The sequence below is a fragment of the Nostoc sp. 'Lobaria pulmonaria (5183) cyanobiont' genome, from assembly GCF_002949795.1.
Lineage (GTDB): Bacteria > Cyanobacteriota > Cyanobacteriia > Cyanobacteriales > Nostocaceae > Nostoc.
The window spans coordinates 2,563,395-2,584,497 of the sequence record NZ_CP026692.1 but is presented as its reverse complement, the minus strand read 5'-3'; the positions used below and the strand labels follow the sequence as shown (position 1 = coordinate 2,584,497).

21 protein-coding genes and 1 pseudogene are annotated in these 21,103 nt (G+C 41.4%); 13 read left to right on the top strand and 9 right to left on the bottom strand.

Features of this window, described 5'->3' with window-relative positions; genetic code table 11:
* The first annotated feature begins 3 nt into the window (after positions 1-3).
* The 5 genes from tkt (at position 4) to NLP_RS11210 (ending at position 6,228) form a co-directional block, all read left to right on the top strand.
* The gene (gene tkt / locus NLP_RS11225) at positions 4-2,031 is read left to right on the top strand and encodes a transketolase (protein WP_104906473.1); all 2,028 of its coding nucleotides are present in this window, start codon (positions 4-6) and stop codon (positions 2,029-2,031) included.
* A gap of 114 nt (positions 2,032-2,145) precedes the next feature.
* A complete protein-coding gene (locus NLP_RS11220; RefSeq protein WP_104906472.1) occupies positions 2,146-2,421 on the top strand; it encodes a hypothetical protein in 276 nt (91 codons plus the stop codon).
* 158 nt (positions 2,422-2,579) lie between these two features.
* Positions 2,580-3,581, top strand: a complete 1,002-nt coding sequence (locus NLP_RS11215; protein WP_104906471.1) for an ATP-binding protein — start codon at positions 2,580-2,582, stop codon at positions 3,579-3,581.
* 28 nt (positions 3,582-3,609) lie between these two features.
* Positions 3,610-4,086: a hypothetical protein gene (locus NLP_RS34075; RefSeq protein WP_199784799.1), complete on the top strand. Its 477-nt coding sequence runs from the start codon at positions 3,610-3,612 to the stop codon at positions 4,084-4,086.
* Positions 4,087-4,392: 306 nt separating this feature from the next.
* Complete coding sequence (locus tag NLP_RS11210; protein WP_199784798.1) at positions 4,393-6,228, top strand: S8 family peptidase; 1,836 nt, start codon at positions 4,393-4,395, stop codon at positions 6,226-6,228.
* A 437-nt stretch (positions 6,229-6,665) separates the two neighbouring features.
* On the opposite strand, the gene NLP_RS11205 is transcribed toward NLP_RS11210, so the two are convergent.
* Positions 6,666-7,745, bottom strand: a complete 1,080-nt coding sequence (locus NLP_RS11205; protein ID WP_104906470.1) for a hypothetical protein — start codon at positions 7,743-7,745, stop codon at positions 6,666-6,668.
* A gap of 53 nt (positions 7,746-7,798) precedes the next feature.
* Positions 7,799-8,782 (bottom strand): annotated as a pseudogene (locus NLP_RS11200) (hypothetical protein).
* 515 nt (positions 8,783-9,297) lie between these two features.
* On the opposite strand from NLP_RS11200, the gene NLP_RS11195 reads away from it, so the two are divergent.
* From NLP_RS11195 to NLP_RS11175, 5 genes are all read left to right on the top strand, one after another.
* Positions 9,298-10,050: a winged helix-turn-helix domain-containing protein gene (locus NLP_RS11195; protein ID WP_104906469.1), complete on the top strand. Its 753-nt coding sequence runs from the start codon at positions 9,298-9,300 to the stop codon at positions 10,048-10,050.
* Between the two features lie 53 nt (positions 10,051-10,103).
* Entirely contained in the window at positions 10,104-11,423 is a 1,320-nt protein-coding gene (locus NLP_RS11190; protein ID WP_104906468.1) for a sensor histidine kinase, read from the top strand.
* A 28-nt stretch (positions 11,424-11,451) separates the two neighbouring features.
* Complete coding sequence (gene phoU, locus NLP_RS11185; protein ID WP_104906467.1) at positions 11,452-12,120, top strand: phosphate signaling complex protein PhoU; 669 nt, start codon at positions 11,452-11,454, stop codon at positions 12,118-12,120.
* 426 nt (positions 12,121-12,546) lie between these two features.
* The gene (locus NLP_RS11180; protein WP_104906466.1) at positions 12,547-13,176 is read left to right on the top strand and encodes a Crp/Fnr family transcriptional regulator; all 630 of its coding nucleotides are present in this window, start codon (positions 12,547-12,549) and stop codon (positions 13,174-13,176) included.
* Positions 13,177-13,307: 131 nt separating this feature from the next.
* A complete protein-coding gene (locus tag NLP_RS11175; protein ID WP_104909840.1) occupies positions 13,308-14,981 on the top strand; it encodes an iron uptake porin in 1,674 nt (557 codons plus the stop codon).
* Between the two features lie 72 nt (positions 14,982-15,053).
* Here the strand turns inward: NLP_RS11175 and NLP_RS11170 are convergent, their stop codons facing one another.
* Positions 15,054-15,314, bottom strand: coding sequence for a hypothetical protein (locus NLP_RS11170; RefSeq protein ID WP_104906465.1), 261 nt, complete (start codon positions 15,312-15,314; stop codon positions 15,054-15,056).
* Between the two features lie 232 nt (positions 15,315-15,546).
* Between NLP_RS11170 and NLP_RS11160 the strand changes: the two genes are divergently transcribed.
* Both NLP_RS11160 and NLP_RS11155 read left to right on the top strand, forming a co-directional pair.
* A complete protein-coding gene (locus NLP_RS11160; protein ID WP_104906463.1) occupies positions 15,547-16,152 on the top strand; it encodes a DUF3318 domain-containing protein in 606 nt (201 codons plus the stop codon).
* 408 nt (positions 16,153-16,560) lie between these two features.
* On the top strand, positions 16,561-16,752 hold the full coding sequence (locus tag NLP_RS11155; RefSeq protein ID WP_104906462.1) for a hypothetical protein: 192 nt from the start codon (positions 16,561-16,563) through the stop codon (positions 16,750-16,752).
* Between the two features lie 181 nt (positions 16,753-16,933).
* On the opposite strand, the gene NLP_RS11150 is transcribed toward NLP_RS11155, so the two are convergent.
* From NLP_RS11150 to NLP_RS33000, 6 genes are all read right to left on the bottom strand, one after another.
* Positions 16,934-17,338 (bottom strand): hypothetical protein, encoded by a 405-nt coding sequence (locus NLP_RS11150; protein WP_104906461.1) that lies wholly within the window; start codon positions 17,336-17,338, stop codon positions 16,934-16,936.
* Positions 17,339-17,673: 335 nt separating this feature from the next.
* Complete coding sequence (locus NLP_RS11145) at positions 17,674-17,853, bottom strand: hypothetical protein (protein WP_104906460.1); 180 nt, start codon at positions 17,851-17,853, stop codon at positions 17,674-17,676.
* Complete coding sequence (gene hisA / locus NLP_RS11140; protein WP_104906459.1) at positions 17,850-18,623, bottom strand: 1-(5-phosphoribosyl)-5-[(5-phosphoribosylamino)methylideneamino]imidazole-4-carboxamide isomerase; 774 nt, start codon at positions 18,621-18,623, stop codon at positions 17,850-17,852. Before hisA ends, NLP_RS11145 begins: the two co-directional genes overlap by 4 nt.
* Positions 18,624-18,651: 28 nt before the next feature.
* Positions 18,652-18,963, bottom strand: coding sequence for a DUF3593 domain-containing protein (locus tag NLP_RS11135; protein ID WP_104906458.1), 312 nt, complete (start codon positions 18,961-18,963; stop codon positions 18,652-18,654).
* A complete protein-coding gene (locus NLP_RS11130) occupies positions 18,960-19,295 on the bottom strand; it encodes a DUF2499 domain-containing protein (protein WP_104906457.1) in 336 nt (111 codons plus the stop codon). The genes NLP_RS11135 and NLP_RS11130 overlap by 4 nt, the downstream gene beginning before the upstream one ends.
* Positions 19,296-19,380: 85 nt before the next feature.
* On the bottom strand, positions 19,381-19,722 hold the full coding sequence (locus NLP_RS33000; RefSeq protein ID WP_158680339.1) for a hypothetical protein: 342 nt from the start codon (positions 19,720-19,722) through the stop codon (positions 19,381-19,383).
* 177 nt (positions 19,723-19,899) lie between these two features.
* Here NLP_RS33000 and csaB point away from each other — a divergent pair, with 177 nt between their 5' ends.
* Entirely contained in the window at positions 19,900-20,943 is a 1,044-nt protein-coding gene (gene csaB, locus NLP_RS11120) for a polysaccharide pyruvyl transferase CsaB (RefSeq protein ID WP_104909839.1), read from the top strand.
* The last annotated feature ends 160 nt before the right edge of the window (positions 20,944-21,103 follow it).

Below are 21,103 nucleotides of genomic sequence, written 5' to 3'. Positions count from 1 at the left end.
ATTATGACTGTTGCAACCCAATCCGCCAAACAATTGTCCGTCGAAGAACTGGCTATTAACTCGATCCGCTTCTTGGCTATTGATGCCGTAGAAAAAGCAAAATCGGGACACCCAGGACTACCAATGGGTGCGGCTCCGATGGCTTTTGTCCTCTGGGATCGCTTTTTGAAGTTTAATCCCAAGAATCCCAAATGGTTTAACCGCGATCGCTTTGTCTTATCTGCCGGTCATGGCTCGATGTTGCAGTACGCGCTGCTTTACTTGACAGGCTACGATAGCGTCAGCATTGAAGATATCAAGCAATTCCGTCAATGGGAGTCAAAAACCCCTGGACACCCGGAAAACTTCATGACCCCTGGCGTGGAAGTCACCACTGGCCCGCTAGGTCAAGGAATTGCCAATGGAGTCGGTTTAGCGATCGCCGAAGCCCACCTAGCGGCTAAATTTAACAAACCCGATAGCAAGATTGTTGACCATTACACCTACGTGATTGTAGGTGACGGTTGCAACATGGAAGGAATTTCTGGTGAAGCTTGTTCTTTTGCAGGACACTTGGGATTAGGCAAACTCATCGCTCTGTACGACGACAACCACATCTCCATCGACGGTTCCACTGATGTGGCATTCACCGAAGATGTTTCTAAGCGCTTTGAAGCTTACGGTTGGCACGTCCAACACGTCGAAGACGGCAACACAGACCTAGAAGCGATCGCCAAAGCAATTGAAGCAGCCAAAGCTGTTACTGATAAGCCTTCTTTCATCAAGGTAACAACCATTATTGGTTACGGTTCCCCCAATAAAGCAAACACTGCTGGTGTTCACGGCGCTGCCCTTGGCGGAGACGAAATAGCATTGACTCGGAAAAACTTGGGTTGGGAATACGAGCCTTTTGTAGTCCCAGAAGAAGCCCTCAACCACACCCGCAAAGCTGTGGAACGTGGCGCAGGTTACGAAGACGAATGGAACAAGACTTTTGCAGACTACAAAGCTAAGTATGCCCAAGAAGCAGCTGACTTTGAACGCTACATAAGCAGCAAACTACCCGATGGTTGGGATAAAGTACTACCCACCTACACCCCAGAAGACAAAGGACTGCCCACCCGCAAACACTCAGAAAATTGCCTCAACAAACTAGCGGCAGTTTTACCTGAATTGATTGGTGGTTCGGCTGACTTGACCCACTCCAACCTTACTGAAGTCAAGGGCAAAGGCGACTTTCAAAAAGGGCACTACGAAAACCCCAACATCCACTTTGGTGTACGGGAACATGCAATGGGCGCAATCTGTAATGGGATAGCGCTACACGCTTCGGGATTGATTCCCTACGGTGCTACCTTTTTGATATTCACAGATTATATGCGTGCTGCCATCCGCTTATCCGCGCTTTCCCAAGCTGGCGTGATTTGGGTGATGACTCATGATTCCATTGGACAAGGTGAAGATGGCCCCACGCACCAACCCATTGAAACTGTGGCTTCCTTGCGAGCCATTCCTAATTTAACGGTGTTTCGTCCCGCAGACGGTAATGAAACCTCTGGCGCTTATAAAATAGCGATCGAGAAGGCGAAGGAAAACGCTCCGTCTCTGTTGGCATTTACCCGTCAAAATGTCCCGAACTTGGCAGGTACATCGGTTGAGGGCGTGGCGAAGGGTGGATACACCGTGGTGGATAGCGAAGGTACACCTGATATCATTTTGATTGGCACTGGTTCAGAATTGAGCCTCGCCGTCGGCGCAGCCGAAAAACTCAAGGCTGAAGGCAAGAAAGTCCGTGTTGTCTCGCTACCTTCATGGGAACTGTTTGAAGCACAGGATGCGGCTTATAAAGAGTCAGTTTTGCCGAAAGCTGTCACCAAGCGTTTGTCTGTAGAAGCTGCTAGCAGTTTCGGTTGGCACAAGTACGTAGGTACTGAAGGCGATTGCGTTAGTATCGATCGCTTTGGTGCTTCGGCTCCAGGCAATGTTTGTCTAGAGAAGTTTGGCTTTAGCGTTGATAATGTGTTAGCTAAGGCTAAACAATTGTTGGGTTAATAGCAACAGAATATTCTCGAAATTATGTGGGGTAGGCTAAAGAGTCTACCCTTTTTTTATGTAAAGGAAGATTAACTATAATTGGAGTAATAAGTTACTAATTGGGAGAAAGTTATGCAGGAAGTTTCTGAGGAAAAAGACGTACTTCTAGCTCGGATAACAAAAATTGTAGAACATTTGATGCAAAAGGATAGTAGCTATCAGTATTATCTAGATAAAGATAAAGCAATTCAAATGATATTTAAATATTATTCAGAGAAAGTTTCTATGAAGGAACTAAAAGCTATGTCTGATTTCAGATTAACAGGGTTTGTTGAGGGACATATGATGACTTTGTTATTGATTGAAGGGGAAGATGATATAGACCTTAAAGCAATGTCTTATGGTTAGATATGTTAAATTCCTAAGCAGAAAAATGATTTTTCGTTTATATAACTTAATATAATGATTATGGACAAGCTGATCGCGTTATAATTCTTAATGCACTATACGATATAGTACTATAGTACTATAAAAATCATAAATTACTATTTATACTGAGAGGCAGTATGAAAGCAGAGCTTCTCAAGAGATTTTTTAGAGCGATCGCTAGTTCAGATCAAGAGGCGATTGACAAGCTGACATATTTAGTGATTGAGGAAGAACGCACTAAGGGGCATACTCTCTTAGCTGACCAGTTAGAGAATATCACTAAAAAAAGCCAGAAAGAGAAGCCTACTAACATCAGCAAACCTGCTTCTTCAATACCAGAAAACTTACAGACATTAACTGAATTACCAACTAGCAAGCGATTTAATCTTCCTTTAGTAACTATCATACCAAGGGATCATTTGCGGCATCATATGGTGTTGCCAGAAAAAATTGAGAAACGTTTCTGCCGAATTGAACGTGAATATGCGGCAAGAGATAGGCTTGCTCATCATGGATTGCGTTACAGACAAAAAATTCTTCTATATGGGCCTCCTGGCTGTGGAAAGACGCTAGGAGCAGAACGTTTAGCTTGGAATACAGGATTACCACTGCTGAAAGTTCGGTTTGATGCAATGGTGTCGTCTTTTTTAGGGGAAACTGCAAGCAATTTGAGACTTGTATTTGAGGATGCTTCAAAAAATCCATGCTTATTGTTTCTTGATGAATGTGACTCAATTGCTAAGACACGAGAAGACTCTCAAGAAGTAGGAGAAATTAAGCGAGTAGTCAATACATTTCTTCAAATTTTGGATGAGTATCAACCCTCTTCTGGGCTTTTGGTAGCAGCAACGAACCTAAATAAATCTCTAGATACTGCCCTTTGGAGAAGATTTGATGATTTGATTGCAGTACCCAAACCCGGAGAACAAGAGCTAGAATTTATACTAAAGGAAACACTATCTGCAATTGAAGTGGGATCTATCAACTGGCCAAGGATTATTGAGCAGATGAGAGATTTTTCTGCGGCTCAAGCTGTGAGGGTTGCACAAGATGCAGCTAAACGAGCAATCCTTGAGCGGGAGGAGCTAGTGATTCAAGAACACTTAGAAGAAGCGATCGCAGAAATCAAAGTTTCCTAGTATTAAATTTTGCTGTCTGGATAAATAAATGGTTGAAAGTTCTCAGGGTTTTCCGCATATCCGGCTTAGGCTAACAACAGAAGGACGTGCTGCATCGCCATCAGGAGGAGGAAAAAATAATCCTATAACAGTCGTTAATCTGGGTAATCGCCAGGGACATGGAAGTAAACTCAAAAGTTCGGTTGACTCCTTGATCTTTGAATGGCAAGAAACTCAAGAAGAACGAGAGCAAGAAGAGAAGCCGCCACTTAAATCTCGACGTATTATCTTAGAAATTGATCCTGATTCTTTTAATCCAGATGGGTTGAAAGCATATGGCATTGAATTGATTGCTGATACAGAAGATGGATATATTATCGGTGCATCAGCAGATTTAGAACTTAGTGAATTACAAAAAAAAATAGAAAAATTTATTAATGAGCAGTATGGTGGTAATAGAGTTGCTGAAATTTGGGAAGTAATAGACGGTAAAAAAAAGCCAGAATTGATTCTTTCTCCAAACTGATTCGCTGAATTATATGAGAAATGGCTTGCTATAAAAGAAGAGCAGATATACACTGTTGATGTAGGTGTTGCTTGTGTAGGAACCAAAACCAAGCTGCCTAATTATCCCAAACCCCAACCTAATGAAACTAATGATAAATTTACAACGCGAGTTAATAAATGGATTCAAAAACGTCAGCTAACTGAGCAAGAATGGGAAGAGATATCCTGGGAAAGGCAAGAAGAATTTGAAGAGTTTATTCAATTTTATAAAGGCAAAATTAGCAAAGGTTTTCAAGATGATGGGGGTGAGATTGGTACAGCTACTTTGCCTGACAGTTTTTCATGTCGAATTCAAATTTCAGGTAAAGGTCTAAAAGATTTAGTTGAAAATTTCCCTTACATTTTTGATGTTAGTGAGCCAGATGAGTTTGCTGAAATTATTCAGCGAGAGGATCTATCTGATACTGATTCTCCATCATTTCAACTAGAATCGCCAGAATTAAATGCTCCTAAAGTATGCGTTATAGATAGTGGTATTCAAGAAAGACATTCTCTGCTAAGAGCAGCAATTGATTCAAAAAACTCAAGGTCTTGGGTTCCACGAGAAACTGATAAAACTCCAGACTATGTTAGCAATGGTGGACATGGAACAAGTGTCGCTGGTGCAGTCCTTTATCCAAGAACTATACCTCGTAATGGTAATGAAAAGGCTGTTTGCTGGATTCAAAATGCCAGAGTTCTTCAGGCTAACTGCAAACTACCTAAACAACTATTTCCAGCGAATCTTCTGGGTGAAATTGTAGAATTTTATCACGAACAAACAGGAACTAGAATTTTTAACCATTCTATTACTGGTTCTGTTCCCTGCCTAACCCGATATATGAGTGCTTGGGCATCGTCTATTGATAATTTAACATGGCAAAAAAAGGATATTCTCTTTATTGTTGCAGCAGGAAATTTACCTCTCAACAGTAGAATTGGCTTTACAAGATTATCTGTGAGAGAACATATAGCAGCAAATCGACAATATCCAGACTATCTATTAGAAGATTCATGCAGAATTGCTAACCCTGCACAAAGTTTTCAAGCTTTAACGGTTGGCTCTATTGCTTTGAATTCTTATCATGCACCACCTTATTATTCGATTGCACAGAAAGATAAACCCTCCGCTTTTTCGTGCTGTGGATTAGGAATTTGGGAGACGATTAAACCGGAAGTAGTTGAGTATGGTGGAGATTTAGTAATAGATGAAGGTTTACCACCAAATATTACTTTTCCTAAAGATGTTTGTCCCGAATTAGTAAGATCAACTTTGAACGGTGGCCCAGCGATTGGGGCTGATAAAGTTGGTACTTCTTTTGCAGTACCCAAAGTAAGCCATATTGCTGCACGTCTTGCTGCTGAGTTACCTAATGAAAGTTGCCTTCTTTACCGTGCATTAATAGTACAATCAGCAAGATGGCCAGAATGGATAGTGGGATATGGTGGCGATAAACTGCACATCCTACGTCAAATTGGTTATGGTCTTCCTGATGTTGATCGTGCTTTGGGTAATGCTCCCAATAGAATCACTTTGATGACAACAGGAGAGCGCCGTATTGTAGCTAAACAAGCTCATATTTACCAAGTAAAACTGCCAGAAAAATTACGTTCTCAAGGAGAGGCATTTAAGATTCTTCTGGAGGTTACTTTATCATACAAAGCCCAACCACGTCGAACCCGTAGAAATCGCCGAAAATATCTTTCAACTTGGCTTGATTGGGAATGTAGTAAAAAAGGAGAAGATCCAGAACTTTTTAAGGCTAGAGTTTTGGAAGAGTTTGTTGCTCCAGAAGATGCGGAGAAGGGAGAAGGTCTTTTTAAATGGATGCTCGGCAAACAAAATCATCACGGAATAATTAAAGGTGTGTCTAGAAGTGCAGGAACCCTTCAGAAGGATTGGGCTGTTGTAAATTCATTTGAACTCACGGAAGCATTTTCTATTGCGGTAGTTGGACATGAAGGTTGGAATAACGATCCAGAAGCTAGCGTTCCATACTCTTTAGTTATGAGCTTTGAAGCTATACAAGTTGATATTCCAATTTATACGTCAATTGTCGAGGCTCAAGTTGAAACAGAGATTGAACCACTGATAGAAATTCAATCTATTGTAGGTAGCTGAGGCGATCGCACCCCCGTTATTAAACATCTCCAGAAATTAAATATGGATTATCCAGAACCCTTGTAGAGATGTAGCAGTACTACATCTCTTTTTCAGCAGATGCCTATTAAGATTTGTATTTATCCCGTTAAAAGTGAAGGTTCCTACAGAGGTAACATTATTTACTAACTTTTTAGTTAAACTTAAATTCTCTGTGGTATATTTATGTAATTAACGATACCAGTAATATAATATTAAAATTTAGTATTATGTCTAGTCAAGAACAAAATTTCAACAGAGCATTAAAGCAAACGCAGGCTAGTGCAACAAATAAGAAGAAACTACAACCTCCCCCAGACCTCAAAAAACCAAAGAAAACTGAATAAAAAGCATTAGAGTTACTTGTAGAGACTTAAATTAAATTAAGTCTCTGCAATTTTCATCAAAAATAAATCAGTTTATTTATTTTTCGCTTGAGTCTTTGCCTGTTCTAAAGCTATTTCTTTGATTGCCTGATATGAATTAACATTTGAAGTACCTTCAATAGCTTTAACTGCCAAATCCTGAACTTGTTTGAGAGCGGATTCAAGTTGTTTAGAAAGATTTTGAATTCGCGTCTCTTGATTAGTAATAGTTTGTTCTAGAGATTGCAGTCTTTGTTCATAGAAACGCTTTTGCCCTTCCACTTCCTTAGAATATAAATCTGATTTTACTTTAGCTTGGTAGTGGGCGATGCCTTTGCCTTCTTCTGTAGCTTTTTTGATGGCTGCTTCTTTTTCTTTTGGAAAAACCTCTACCTTGGCTTTTAATTCTTCAAATTGTTTCTCTCTCTCAGAAATTGCTTTCTCCCGTTCAGCACACTGCTTTTCTGTTTCTTGTAGTGATTCTTCCAGTTGCTTATATAGCGCTTTCTGCTCTTGTTCGTATTCGTCATTTTGCAGTTGTCGCTGGAGTTCTAAATTATACTTATACTCTGTTGCATTGCGTTGCCGAGTTTTATTCAAGTTTTCATTCCGTTCTTTTATCGCCCTTTGCTGTTCCTCTTGTTCTTTTACCCAAGTATTTCTTTGCTCTAGTATTTCTTGGAATAACACTTCAGAACGTCGACTATATTCTTCCTGATAAGCTTTAGTATTATCTTCATAGGCTTGGATGACAGTATCCAAGATATCATCAGAAATTTCTAAATTATGCAGCTGTGTTAATTGTTGCATTTCTTCTTCTAAAGTTCGCCTGATTTCTTCCAACTTAGAGGCTTTTGTGGTTAGCTGTTCCGATAATTCATTAGCAGCACTGCCAAAACCTAATTGAACCTTCGCCAAGCTTTCAATTGTATTGTTCATTTTTTGTTGGATACTAGAAAGCTGATTCATAGCTATTTTTTGTTCTAATTTAGGCTGTTCTTTAGTTCCAGACTGGTTTTCTTTACCAACTTTATCAAGTTCTGATTTCAGTGCTACTTTTTCTTTTGCTAACTCCTCATACGCCTGAAGAATTTCTACTTTAGTATTCTTATCAGTCGGTTTTTTCCCCACCACAACAAACCTCCTCTTCAGGAATTCAAGATGATTAAGATGCTACAGACTCACAACTATTTAGGGTTAGAACTACCAAAAGCCCTCATAGCTAAGTCTTGTGCTTGTTTTAATGCAGTTTGCAATTAAGCAGAAATGCCTTCTATTTGCTCAGACTGTTTCTTAATTGTTTCTTCCAGAGATTGAATTTTTTGTTCATAGCTCTGTTTGTTAGATTCCCATTCTCTTTCAAATAAATCAGCCTCAATTTTAGCTTTTTGGCTTGTTTCTTTAATTGCTTCTTCTCTAGCCTTCTTAACGGCTTCTTCCAGTTCGCTAGGAAATATAGTTACTTTTTGTTGATAATCTGCAAAGAGTGGTTGGCGTTCAGCGAAGATTTTTTCTCGTTCTGCCCAATCTTTCTCTTTCTTTTGAGAATTTTCTTGTATTTCCCTTTGTTGTTGGCGCTTTATCCCTTCGTAGCTGTCTGTATTGAGTTTCCGAGTAGTTTGTAACTTATACTGAAATTCTTCTTGTTCTTGCTGGCGATCTTTGGCTAATAAATCGTTATATGCTTGAAGTTTTTCTTCATACTCTGCTTGTTCTTTTTGCCATTCTTTCCGTCTGATTATAATTTCTTTATCTAGTGCTTCCCTTTTGCTAATAGTATCTTGTTCGAGAATTTTTAATTTTTCTTGGTGTTCTTGACTTAAAATGTCTAGAGTATCCGCTACAACTCTAATTTGTTGCAGTTCTTGTAGGCGTTGAGTTTCAATTTCTATAGCTCGGTTCAATTCATCTAACTTGGAATTTTCCTGAGCTAGTTTTTCAGATAATCCATTGAGAATACTGCCAAACTCCAATTGTAAATCAGCTAAACCTTTAACAATACTATCAACTGTATATGCAGAAGCTGTTTGCAGAATTCCTTGACTTTTTACCTTTTCTGCTTCCTCTTGTTTGGTTGCTATTTTAGATTCAAGTTTTTTTCTTTGGATAATAATTTGTTGAAATGCTTGCATTAGTTGTTGTTTGCTGTCCTTGACTCCAACTGTAGTCATCTTCCAACTCCCTTCAATAGGCAAATTATTTATTGGGTAGCAAGCCATACCAATGACTACCCTATGCAGACATCAGAGTAGCCTTTTAATCAACATTTTTAACGCCGTGGAAATACTGAAATGCTCGACATCTCACACTTAGTGGGTACGAATTTTCCACATATATGTCTTTCTGTTTTTCAGGTATAGTTTTCCCTTTGGGGTTTAGTGGTACGTTTGTACTAAAATAAATATACCTAACCTAATCTCCTCTGTCAAGATAATCCTTCATGCACTAATGTATTTCCATCTTGTGAAGACAGAATCGAAAATTTAAAGTCCTTAATTAAAAAAACTATTTAGAAGCTTGTAGGCACAGTTATTTATGATTTAGGAGACTGCTGTGATGTATGTTACTTTTTGTAAAGAAAATCTAAAAGAATTAACCCTAGTAGAAGTGTGGTTGCAGTAAGGCGAGATAATAGACTTAATCATCCTAATTGATACAAGCACAGTCCTAGACTTTTGTGATATCAATGTATACCAGTGAATCGACCAAATACTCTGCCAGAACGGACATTGGACAAACCAGCCGTATTCTAGTAGTAGAAGATGAAGAATTAATCCAGGAAATGCTAGCTGTAGCTCTGGAAGAAGAAGGTTATGGGGTGATAACAGCTCCCGATGGGCGGTCTGCTATAGAGTATCTCAAAAGTTTTGAAACCAATTCAGGGGAACTTCCCTTCGATCTGGTCATTCTTGATTTGATGCTGCCGCAAATCAATGGGCTAGATATTTGCCGTTTGCTGCGTCATCAAGGCAACCCAGTACCTATTTTAATGCTCAGTGCTAAGGGTAGTGAAACTGACCGTGTTTTGGGGTTAGAGGTGGGTGCAGATGACTACCTGACCAAACCCTTTAGTATGCGCGAGTTAGTTGCTCGTTGTCGCGCTTTACTCCGCCGCCAACGCCTAAGTAATTTACCACAAATACCTGTATTAAAATTTAAGGATGTCACCTTGAATCCTCAAGAATGTCGCGTGCTGGTTCGCGGTCAAGAAGTGAGTCTTTCTCCTAAAGAGTTCCGCTTGCTGGAACTGTTTATGAGTTACGCTCGCCGGGTATGGTCACGGGAACAATTGCTCGATCAGGTTTGGGGGCCGGATTTTGTCGGCGATAGTAAAACCGTAGACGTTCACATTCGGTGGTTGCGCGAAAAATTAGAGCAAGACCCCAGTCATCCCGAATATATTGTGACTGTAAGAGGTTTTGGCTATAGGTTTGGATAATTAGTTGGGATAGTTGTTAGTTTTTAGTAGTCACCAAGAAACTAACAACTCAAATGCTTTTATTGGGATTTTTTCTGGGTTTAGCGGTAGGCATTGGGTTTTGGGTTTGGCAACAGGTTCAACTTAACCGTTACCTGGGGCGCTTACTCCGACCGTTAACCTCGCATTCTTACAAGATGGGACTGCTGATGATTCCTGGGTTGCGGCAGGAAATAGCAATGGTGAAACAGCAACGGCAAGATTTGCAGCAGTCGTTGCAAACTTACCAAGACCTGCTAGATTTTGCACCTGTGGGATATTTGCAGGTAGATGAGGAAAATCAACTGCTGTGGTGCAATCGACAGGCGCAGGAAATTTTGTATCTGCAAAGGTGGCAACCAGAACAAGTGCGCTTGTTATTGGAGTTGGTAAGGTCTTACGAACTTGACCATTTAATTGAGCAAACTCGCGATTCGCAAAAACCACAAACAGGAGAATGGATATTTCATCCATCTTGTGATGATGCAGCAGAGATGGCAACAATCAAATCTCTGGCTTTGCGGGCTTCTAGCTTGCCTTTACCCAATGGACAAGTGGGAGTCTTTTTAGAAAATCGTCAACCCCTATTAGATATAAATCAAGCACGCGATCGCTCTTTTTCCGACCTAGCACACGAACTCAGAACACCGCTAACTTCGATTCGCTTAGTTGTAGAAACTTTACAAAACCGTTTAGAACCGCCTTTAAATCGCTGGGTTAACCGCTTAATGCAAGAAGTTGATCGGCTGATTAACTTGGTGCAAAGCTGGTTAGACCTCACCCAAATGGAAGCAAACCCAAATATGCAATTGCAAGCTAAAGCTGTAGAATTGCGATCGCTCATTGCATCTGTTTGGGAAACACTAGAACCCTTAGCAGTGCGTCAACATCTGTCTTTTTCTTATTCTGGCCCAGAAAATCTGTGGATTAAGGCAGATAGAGCCAGGATTTACCAGGTTTTTCTCAACTTGCTAGACAATAGCATTAAGTACAGTCCTTCTAGTACAAGCATTTACGTTGAAGCGAAAATCTTATCAACAAAGGATAATGATGCTGCTTCCCCAATCTTGGAAATAAGTCTTATTGATTCTGGAGTCGGGTTTTCGGAGGCAGATTTACCTCACGTTTTTGAGCGATTTTATCGAGGAGATAAAGCGCGAACTCATTCCCCCCAAGATAGTAACTCCATAGGGGCGATCGTTGGCAATGGATTAGGATTAGCGATCGTTGAGCAAATTCTGATCGCTCACGGTGGTTCAATCAAAGCGATGAACCATCCAGAAACTGGGGGTGCGTGGATGCAACTCCAATTTCCTGAAGTTATGGCAAACTCCCTAAGCCAAGACTATAGTTAGTAATATCTTCACCTTTGAGACAACAAGTGTGAAAGCTGTCGATTATACTCCCAATCCGCAAAGACCACAACTCGCACGCGCTATTAGGCGCTTAGAACGGGATGTATTACGCATGGGTGCCTTGGTAGAACAATCATTTCGCCTCAGCCACCAAGCGTTATTTGCTCGTAACTTAACAGCAGCTGAGGAACTCCCCCGATTAGATAAAAAGATCGATCGCTTTTATAGACAAATCGAATCAGACTGTACGGCGATTATGACGCTACAAGCGCCTACGGCTCCAGATTTGCGCTGCTTAAGTGCCTTTATGCAGCTGGTGCGAGACTTAGAGCGCATTGGCGATTATGCTGAGGATTTAGCTGAGATTGCGATTAAAATTTTTCCTTACGCGCCTCATACATCAATGCCCGACATTGAAGCTATGTCCCTTCACGCGCAGGCAATGCTAGCAACTAGCTTAAAGGCTTTGGGGGATTTTGATGAAGCTGGTGGACGCCGTTTAAAGCATCTGGATGATACTGTAGACGATGCCTACGATCGCGTTTATCAGACTTTAGCCCAACAACGGGATGTGCCTGGCGTAGTCGAGCCAATTATACTGCTGGCACTGGCAATTCGTTGTCTAGAACGCATGGCAGATCATGCTACGAATATCGGTCAAAGAGTAGCATATATTGTCACCGGTCAACGCTCCTAATTGATATGCCGCCCAGATCCCCGACTTCTACCCTCCGGGTGTCTGCAAGAAGTCGGGGATCTAAATCTAGCGATTTAGTAAGCGCCATTCCACCCTACTATCTTCATAATTATTTGCGCCTCCATCTTACTTGGTCTTCAGAAAATACTAAATAATTAAAAATAAGTTAACTAAATATTTTACTAAAAGCTTACCTATTCTTAAACTTACACAATTAAAGTAACGAATAAATAACTAAAAATTTTGGCTCTATGTCACTGATAGATACCTTAAGCAAAAGTTGTTGCCATCAGAAGATTTTAAAGTCCCTAGCTTTGATTGAGAAGAATAGACTTTCCGATGTACAAGTAAATTTTGATACAAGTTATTAGAGTTTCTTAATCATTTAAATAGCAAGATTCCCTGATAATTATGTAGTTACAGTTAATGATGTATTCCACAAGTTCTACTTCAAACTCTTCTGCCTTGTCAAATAGCTCTGCTTTCAGCAGACAATTACCCCAGCAGATATTTACCCGTCGGGAAGTAATTCCACCTCACAATGATGTGCTTTGGCGTATTGAAAACGGTGCAGTTCGTACCTTAACGTGGAGTGAAGATGGAACATTCATCACTCTCGGTTATTGGGGACTAGGGGATCTGATTGGCTATCCTTTATCCAGAGTCAAGCCCTACCAGATTGAATGTCTCACGGGTGTGGAAGTAAGCATTGTGCCACCTCATTTGTGGCATCAGGATATTAATGCTTTGTTGTCTCATATTCAACAAACAGAGGATCTACTAAGCATTGTGCATCGAAAACCAATTTCGCTACGCTTATGGCAGTTTTTAGTCTGGTTAAGTAAAAAATTTGGACGTGACGTAGATAAGGGCAAGCTAATTGATTTAAATGTTACCCATCAAGATATTGCTGAAGTCTTAAATACTACGCGAGTAACAGTTACCCGACTCTTACAGCAGTTAGAGGAAGAAGGAACAGTTTTACGTCACAAACGCCGCATTATTTTGCGCTTACCAAATAAATTAATTAAAAATTATAGTTCAGCAGTATGCTAACTAATTGCTTGTAATAATCACAGGATAAAGGTATAATCGTCGCTGTGATTGTGTGTGAAATCCACGAAACAGAAGTGCTTAAAGCATTTTCTCATGGATTGATTATTGTAGGTGTGAGTGAGAGTAAAAACATGACAAAACGATTCTGGAATCTTTTTAAGGTTAGTCCGATTGTATTAGCTGCTACATTTTTCGTTGCTAATAGTGCCTTAGCTGCTGAAGTCAACGAACAGGTAACAAATGTTGGCCAGTTATCTGAAACTCAAGAGTCTAACGACATGAGTCAGGTAACATCAGTTTCTCAGTTTTCGGATGTGCAGCCTACAGATTGGGCGTTCCAAGCTTTACAATCTCTAGTTGAGCGCTACGGCTGTATTGCAGGTTATCCTAACAGTACCTATCGTGGGAACCGTGCTTTAACCCGTTATGAATTTGCCGCAGGTTTGAATGCCTGTTTAGATCGGGTTAACGAACTGATTGCTACAGCTACTGCCGATTTGGTCAGCAAACAAGATTTAGCTACTTTACAACGCTTACAAGAAGAATATTCTGCTGAACTAGCAACTCTGCGTGGTCGTGTTGATGGACTGGAAGCCCGCACTTCTGAGTTGGAAGCTAATCAGTTTTCCACTACCACCAAGTTGGTTGGAGAAGCAATTTTCGCCGTGTCTGATGTTTTTGGTGACACTAGAGCAGTTCCTGGTGGTGCTCCTACTCAAGACTTGAATTCTAATACCACTTTTAGCGATCGCGTTCGTTTGAACTTGTTGAGCAATTTCACTGGTACAGACCAGTTGCAAATCCGCTTGACTGCTAACAATACCATTTCTAATGTTGGTAGTGCTGCAACCGCTACTGGTACTGGTACTAACATGAGCCGCTTGTCTTTTGATGGAGATAACGGCAACTCGGTTGCAATTGATAAAATCAACTACGCTTTCAACTTTTCTGACGCGGTGCGTGTCAAAGTTGACGCTGCTGGTGGTGAATTATGGGAAAACGTAAACCCCTTTAACCCTGATTTTGCAAGCTCTGCTAGAGGTGCGCTCTCTCGCTATGGACGTTTTAGCCCCATTTACCGTCAAGGTCAAAATTCTGCTGCTTTGACTGTTACTTTAAATCCTAACAAAGCTATCAGTTTGACTGGTGCTTATTTAGCACCTTCAAGTGGTGCTGGTAATATCTTTGGTGCTAATAATCCCGGTCTTAATAATGGGCTGTTCGATGGTGATAACACCATCTTCGGTCAATTAACTTTCAAACCCAGCAAAGCCTTCAATATTGGTCTCACCTACGCCCGTAGTTACTTCGCTGGTAATGCAGCTAACACTCTCTTCCAAGGAACAGGTAGCGCTTTTGCCAATAATCCCTTTGGGGCTGGTGCTCGCACTGAATCCAATAACTACGGTATAGAAGCTACCTTCCAACTAGGCTCTACCTTGGCTATTAGTGGTTGGGGGGGTTATACAACTGCTGATGCTCTTACTGGTGCTAATGCGGGTACAGACGCAGATGTTTGGTACTGGGCTGGATCGCTTGCTTTGAAAGACTTTGGTGGAGAAGGCAACGTCTTAGGTGTGATCTTTGGTCAACCACCCAGAGTCACTGGTGGTAGCATCAAAAATGTCGCCGGCAATACTACCTTCGACGACAGTACTTCTTATCACTTAGAGGGTCTTTACAAGTACAAGGTTTCCGATAATATTCAGGTAACACCTGGCTTGTTGGTAATTTTCAATCCAGAGCACAACGACGCTAACAACACTGAATACGTAGGTACTCTACGTACTACCTTCACCTTCTAAAATTGGCAAAGCTCAGAATTAGATAAACAAAACCCCACTTTTAGGTGGGGTTTTGTTTAGGAAGAAAATTAGCTATGTAGGATTATAGTCTGGCTGATTGGATATATCTTTTGGCGGGCGATCGCTACTCCAAGCCCACCACACAGAACCACAGTGACAGTAGTAGAACTCTTGCCATTTGCGACGACGGTCTTCTGTAAGTACAGGCGATCGCCGATTTAGCCAAACTTTTTCAGCTTCTAGGCTACTTGAGTGGCAGTTAGGACAGCAAAAATTGTATGCATGTATTGCCTTATTTGTCCATTCAGGTGGGAGGGTAGCAAAAGCGTCCATGTAGTTACAAATATAGTCTTAATGACAAGCCAAAACTTTGAGGTTTTGAATTTGGCGGCAAACGAATACTATAAAATCCCGCCACACTATCAAACTGCTTCATCAATATTTTTATGGCTGGATCTGAATTTATTCAAGACTGCCAAAGCATCTCATAAATCAAAGGTTAACATGAAAACTTTATTTTTTACACACCTAGTTCCTATGCACATTATGGCTAATAATTAAATTTATGGAGCCAAATGTTGAAATTCGCCGTTTGTTAGATGTGATGCCTGCTTCGGGTCGGATGACGACAAAAATCGTTAGTAAGCCAGAGCAAGCAAAAGTGATTGATGCTTCCTTTCCCCAACCCTGGAATCAGGCGCGACCGATATATATTAATTTTGATTTGTGGCGTCGCTTGCCAAAGCCGCAACGAGACTTGCTGCTGTTGCAGATGGTTAGCTGGTTGACGGGGGTGAAGTGGTTTAAACCCGACATTTATCAAGGTGTGGTGTTAGCTGGGCTGTTAGGCGGATTCTTGGAAGCAGCACAATCAGATGTGGTGGGTGTAGCCGTAGCTGGGGGATTAAGTGCGATCGCTGCTTGGAGGATCTGGCGTACTAATAAATCTCAAGAGTCAGAGTTAAATGCCGATGCCGCCGCAATTAAGATCGCACAACGGCGCGGTTATTCAGAAGCTGAAGCAGCACAGCATCTGTTATCTGTAATTGAAGCGGTAGCCAAAATTGAAGGGCGTTCCAGTTTCAATTTTACTGAGTTGATTCGTTGCCAAAACTTACGAGCGATCGCAGGTTTATCACCAGTAGGTGTACCAGAAAGTTATGATAAGTAGAATAAATGTCTCTGTCGCCCATTTGTAGCAACATTTAAAGTCAAAGGTGTTTATATGAGTTTTTGCGAGGAATTAATCAAAAACCTCTAAATTTCAGATGAGGTTTTGGTCTTGTCTAAGCTTAATTTCTCGCTTTTTAAACTCCAGCAAGCTTTCAGTAACAACTGTGGCTTTGTGCATTTACACCAACACTTCTAGTGTTTAGGCAAGAAAATGCAATCCATGAGGCTCAAACTGGCTGCAATCCATGAGGCTATTCTACACTGGAATAAGAGATGTGTGTTTAACTTACTTAGATATCAAAAACTGGGGAGTTTTGTCATACCTTCTCGGTGTCGCTGATGAGGTGATTACCTCGTGTGTAAAACTTAACTTAAATTCTGTCAGTTACTAACGGAGTTGATAGGAATGGGTACCTTAATTTTTATTGGCTTGATAGTGGTTTACGGAGGCGGGGCTTGGAAGTTTTGGAATGGGTTTGGACGGACTAATTTTAATCCAAGTTTCACCAATCGGATTGGTTTATCTTTGCTATGGCCAGCTTTGTTTATTACAAATCAATCTTATCGTCGAAACTTTAGAAAGGCGTTAAAGGGCTAGGGATTACTATTAAACCTAACGTCATCCGATCTGACGGTGGCATATATCTCAAATAAATATAAGCCAGCAACCTCCCCTCCCTAATAGGGAAAGGAGGTTGCTGCTTTTAGGAAGGAGAGGAATTAGGGAGGGATAAGTGCGTTAACCGTTGGTAAAGTATTTCAGCTGATGAATTTACGAATTATTTGTGATTGGTTAATAGATGGATTGCTCCACCTACAGCCGCACCATCAACAGCATTGCCAAGGGTATCTTTGCCATCGCCAGTAATTACGCCAGTTACTGCGCTAGTGCCTGCACCGACTCCGACATCCTGAGCAGCGTTTCGGTGATGGCGATTGCGAGTGTTTCTCAGACCATTTGCACCATTGACAGCTGCACCAGTTACACCACCCCTAACAGCATTTTTTAATACATTATGACGTCCCCTAACTGCTCCTGTTACCACATTGGTAACAGCCCCAATACCTGCATCTCTTAGTACTTGGTCATCAGCAGCAGCGGGTTTTGCAGGAACTAAGGTGACACCAGCTAAACTGGCAGCCATGAGGCTGGGTAGAAGTGTGCGCTTTAGGATATTATTCATTGTGTTACCTTCTCAAAACATCAAACAATTGGCTAAAAACCAAAGTTCCTGGAGTCGCATAAAATCTGATTCTTTTATCTGAACAACAGCAACTATTTATTGTTTGAAAACATATATATAATCGCATTTGTAAAGTCATAACTGCATCTACTGAAAGCATGAATATAAATTCAGTCCAAAGAAAGCCTTGCTGATTTATCAGACCATACAAGGGATTACACCTTGACAAAATAAATTCAATATGAAACGTAGCTTTTTTCACCACTAGCAAGGAATTTCTAATGAGAAACCGCGTAGTGTTTACCTTATCTATCTAAAGGTAGTTGCCAAAATCATTAAACTAACTCGTCAGGGTTAATATTTAATTCTCTCAGTTTAGTAGCCAAGCGTTGCGTAGGCGTAGCCCGTCGTAGACATTGCTCCCATCCTGTTTGTAGCAAATTACCCTGATTATCCCACCAGCGCAACCAGGGTAATTCTAGATTTTGATAGCGGCCTTGCCAAGAAAATGTCAAGCAAAGCTAGAAAAACCGAGATTCGGTGGAATATCTTGAATCCGCCCAGGTCCTATCGCTCGTAATGCTTCTTTGAGTAAAATATCCCCAGTATACAAGGCACGTCCGACAATTACGCCAGTCACGCCTTGAGGTTCTAACGCCAACAAACTTAACAAGTCGCTGACAGAACTTACCCCACCAGAAGCAATTATCGGGATGGAAATTGCTGCTGCAAGTTCTCGCAAAGCTTCTAAATTTGGGCCTGTAAGTGTACCATCCCGGTGGATATCTGTGTAAATTATGGCTGCTGCGCCCAATTCTTGCATTTGTACAGCCAATTGAGTTGCTAAAACTTCCGAGGTTTCTAACCAGCCGCGAGTTGCTACTTTGCCGTTACGGGCATCAATACCGATAATAATCTGTTCGGGAAATTCTTCACACAGTTCTTGGACTAACTGGGGTTGTTCTACGGCGATAGTGCCGAGAATCGCCCACTCTATGCCTAGATTGAATACCTGTTGCACGCTGGTGCGATCGCGCAATCCTCCACCAATTTCAATGGGTACTGACACCGCATGAGCGATCGCTTCAATTGCCCCCAGGTTTACTACTTTACCTGCTTTAGCACCGTCTAAATCAACTATATGCAATCTAGTAGCACCTTGATCTACCCACTGTTTGGCAACATCAGCGGGATTTTCGCTAAAAACTTGCGAGCGATCGTAGTCTCCCTGATACAGTCGCACACAGTGACCTTCTAGTAAATCAATCGCTGGAATTACGTCCATTTAACTCTTCCTCATTCCAATCCAAACACTATTTATCGCTTAATTTACTATTTTTCATTTTTAATTCCCTTACAGCTTGCCCAAAACCCAGCACAAGTAAGATGTTAGAAAGCGTCAAAAATAGTTCTGCGCCACCGTGCACCCAATCCACATTGGCTAAAGACTTACCATAATGCAATACAGCATAAATCCCCGCCGGGATGGTAATGGCAACAAAAACGAGAGTGCCGTAAAATCCATACAGCGCCAAACGCGGCATTTGCGGACTGCGGCTGATAAACCACAAGAAACCCAAATAGGGAAACAGTGAAAGTGCAAACAGGGTTTCTTTAGAAATCATTGCTCTGATTTAATAGGTTTTGGTTCAACAGTGTTGACAGATTGGGTAGAACGCCAAATCAAAAACGCGGCTGCCCAAAGCGTAAAATTACCAACTAAAGTCATGGTAGCTTGAAGCGTTACCAGCCATTCCAGAGATTCGGCGTTGTCGAAATAATGCCAGGTACAAGCACACATCGCGCTGACTAAAGCTGGTAACATGGCAAGGGATAATCCCCACCAGCTGCGGTTATTAGTGAGTTCGCCGTAAGTCCAGATTAACCAAATGGCAACAATCCACTCAATAACGCTAGAAACATGAATAATCCAGGTGGGAATCGAAAGGGTGTGCATACAGTTAGGAGTGGGGAATAGCACTGTCAAGGTGATATGTAGCTTGAATTTTATATTTGTTTAAACAAAATCTTTACTTGTTCTTTTAGAATTTTAAAAATTCCGAGTTCAGAAGCTCAACGTCCGAGTTCAAAGGTTCAACTTCCGAGTTCAGAGGTTCAACGTCCGAGTTCAGAAGCTCAACGTCCGAGTTCAGAAGCTCAACGTCCGAGTTCAAAGGTTCAACTTCCGAGTTCAAAGGTTCAACGTCCGAGTTCAAAGGTTCAACGTCCGAGTTCAGAAGCTCAACGTCCGAGTTCAAAGGTTCAACTTCCGAGTTCAGAGGTTCAACGTCCGAGTTCAGAAGCTCAACGTCCGAGTTCAAAGGTTCAACGTCCGAGTTCAAAGGTTCAACGTCCGAGTTCAGAAGCTCAACGTCCGAGTTCAAAGGTTCAACTTCCGAGTTGAGAAGCTCAACGTTAGATATCTGAGGGAGTTCTAACTATCTTCTGCACTATGCAAAATAGAATTTGAGAATGAGTTTACCATCTGTATCGGGGACAGAGATTCATTTAACAATAGCTATTAATCCAAAATCCAAAATCCAAAATCCAAAATGGTCAAAATGCGGGCATTATTGTCTGGGTATTACGGTAAAGGTAATGGTGGTGACGAAGCTTTGTTAGCAACGCTTTTGCAAATGTTACCACCTGATGTAACGCCTGTGGTGCTTTCTGGTAATCCAGAGGGAACGCGCGATCGCTACAATGTAGAAACCTACGATCGCATGGCTCCCTTAGCTGTACTACAAGCTTTACGCTCATGTGATGCCTTGATTTGGGGCGGCGGGAGTCTGATTCAAGATGTTACCAGCGCTATCAGCCCATTTTATTATGGAGGACTGATGGCATTGGCGCAGAAAATGGGTTTGAAAACTGTTGCTTGGGCGCAGGGTATTGGCCCGTTAGTGCGCCCGCAAACTCGTTGGTTGGCACGGCAAACCTTTGCTAATTGTACCAAAATTAGTGTCCGCGATCGCGCCAGTGCTGCTTTATTATCTGATTGGCAAATTCCTTGTATTATAGCTCCTGACCCGGTTTGGGCGTTGGAGTCGAAACCAGTACCAGGACTTTGGGATTTACCTGCGCCAAGAGTTGCGGTAACGTTGCGATCGCATCCCCAACTTACAGAAACACGTCTGGCAAATTTAACCCGTGCTTTGGTTGACTTTCAAAAAGCTACGCAGGCTTTTATTTTACTACTGCCGTTTCAAAAAAGCGAAGATTTAAGTATTGCCGAAGCCATTCAACCACACCTTAAAGATGTCAGCAAAATTTTGTGTTTGGAAGACCCGCAACTTTTGAAAGGTGTGTTTCGCGGTGTCGAGATGGCAATTGGGATGCGTCTGCACAGCTTGATTATGGCTGCATCTGTTGGTTGTCGCTGCTTTGCTCTCAGTTATGACCCTAAGGTAAATCGTCTGATGGAAGACTTGGAAATGCCTGGGTGGGATTTAGCGAGTTTACCCGATGACCCCAACTTGATTAGTCTGACTTGGATGGAGCATTACGCTAATGGCGATCCGTTATCACCAGAGCAAATACAATCTTTAGTAGATAGAGCATTAATGCACCGCGAGTTATTGAGCCACGCTTTATGTAATAAGTAAGATTAAGCAATGTATACCGAAGAAAATGCAAAACTTCTATAAATTATGCACTGTACAAAATAATCATGTTGTGTATCAACGTAAATATCTTTTTTCAGCCTTTTATTAATGATTATTTTGGCAGTAAGGGAGTAATTGTAAAAATTTTGTAAGGTAATTA